At 58.5% G+C, this 1,923-nt stretch carries 2 protein-coding genes; both read right to left on the reverse strand.

Translation table 11 applies throughout. The features are described 5' to 3' along the window. A partial coding sequence (locus tag ABIZ35_RS08010; RefSeq protein ID WP_348219362.1) for a cation:dicarboxylase symporter family transporter occupies window positions 1-1,063 on the reverse strand: 1,063 nt, incomplete at its 3' end. A gap of 277 nt (window positions 1,064-1,340) precedes the next feature. Continuing rightward, window positions 1,341-1,923 (reverse strand): hypothetical protein (locus tag ABIZ35_RS08015; RefSeq protein ID WP_348219363.1); only part of this gene is annotated, 583 nt, incomplete at its 5' end.

A 1,923-nucleotide genomic window follows, 5' to 3' on the forward strand; every position in this document is an offset into this window, starting at 1 on the left:
CGAACACTGACATCACCACAACCATGAGTTGTTGCTCGAAATTCAGATGATAACCGAGGATTTGCGAGATGAACAGCGCCGCCATCGCCTCGTAAAGTGCGGTGCCGTCGTGGTTGAATGTGCCGCCGACCATGACGCCGACGCCTGCCGATTCTTCACGCACGCCGATCTTATCCTTAACGCTTGCGTAGGTAATCGGCAGCGTGGCGGCGGAACTGGCGGTGGAGAAGGCCATCATCAAGGCGTCCGTGCCGCCGCGCAGGAACTTGCCGGGGCGGACCCACGAACTCAGGCGCAGGCGGACCAGATAGAAGGTGGCCTGCAAGGCGAGCGCAAGCAGCACGCATCCCACGAACGCGCCCATCGAAAGAAGCGGTCCGATCCCCGACGTTCCCACTGTCCTCGCCACCACCGCGAACACGGCAATGGGGACTAAATCGAAAATCCAGTGCAGGATCACCATCACCAGCTGAAAGCCCACATCCAGGGTGGTTTCTACCCCCTGGTACGCCGTTTTTCCTTCGGCTTGCTGGCGCTTGCGGATGATCCGCATGGCGAGACCGAACGCGACGGCGAGGATGATGATCGAGATGATCTCATTCTTCTGGAATGGATCGATGAGGTTCGCGGGGACTTTTTCAATCAGATCCTGGCCAAGATCGAACTGCTTCGCGGTGATGTCGGTCTTCGGTGGATGCAGGTGCGCATACTTGCCCGGCTGAATGATATTCATGACGAGCAGGCCAATGATGATCGCAACCGTGGTGTTGGTGATCAGTAAATAGAAGAGGCGGCCCGCCGTCTTGCCGGACACATCGGCCTTCAGCAAGGCGTGCGCGACGGCGATGAAGATGAGCGGCGTCGCCAGCAGTCGGAGCAGCTGGAGCACCAGGTTGCTGAACGGATGGAATACCTCGGCGCGATGGCCCATCAGCTCGCCGGCGATCACACCCAGGACCAGGGAGATCATAATCCGGACATAAAGCGGCGTGCGGCGATACAGGCCCAGCAATCCACGGGCGGGAACAGTGTCAGCGGGCGCGGGGGTTGAGTGACCGGACATGTGGGCGTCTCCTCCATCGTATTGCTCGTGTTTGTTGATGGAGCATCATCCCACGCCACCGTGAAATGCGCGTGAAATCCCCGCAAAACGCGAAAATATTTTCGCGCCCGACGCACTATTTTCGGTTTTCGAGGATTACGCCCAGCAGATTGGGAAAGCGGCGGTCCATATCGTCGCGGCGAAGCGAAAGAATTCGCCGGACGCCATCCGCGCGCCCTTCTTCGAGAATCCTATTCGGTTCAACCAGGAACTCTCGCGTTTTGTTGCAGAGTGTCAGTCACGGAGCGTTCGTCAAAGGGGGTAATCCCATTTGGCGGCGAACTGTCGCATAGCGTGGATCGGACTTGAGTGAGGCAAACGCGGGGGAGGCTTCGCCAAAAAAGGTGAGTGCGCCATCGTGTGTCTCGTATGCTTTTTGCAATAGAAGAAAGGCTTGGTTCTTATCGCCGAGCCCCACTTCGATCACGGCCATACAAAAGGGGGAGACGTATTCGCGAGCGGAGCGGCGGCGCAGTTCCTCCCGGATCACGAGTGCTTTATCGCGCTGCCCGCTCTCGGCGTAGTTCTTGGCGAGAAACGCCAGAAACAGCGTGGCGCGATGAGAATTGGCGACGGCCTTGCGCAGATCGTTCTGGGCTGCGGGACGCATGCCGCTTTTTTCTCTGGCAAGCGCGCGCCAGAAATAGGCGATGGTGTAGCTGGGGTTCAAGTTCAGCACGTCGTCGTACTGGCGCAGCGCATGATCGTAAAGTCCGGCGTGATAGTAGCGGCCGCCCTGGCTGGTCTCGATGATAAACGAGAGGGGATCTCTTTTCAGAGCGACATCGATTTCGTCCATGCTTTCACGCTCATGGCCTTGC

The sequence above is a fragment of the Capsulimonas sp. genome, assembly GCF_039929585.1.
In the GTDB taxonomy this organism is placed as follows: Bacteria; Armatimonadota; Armatimonadia; order Armatimonadales; family Capsulimonadaceae; genus Capsulimonas.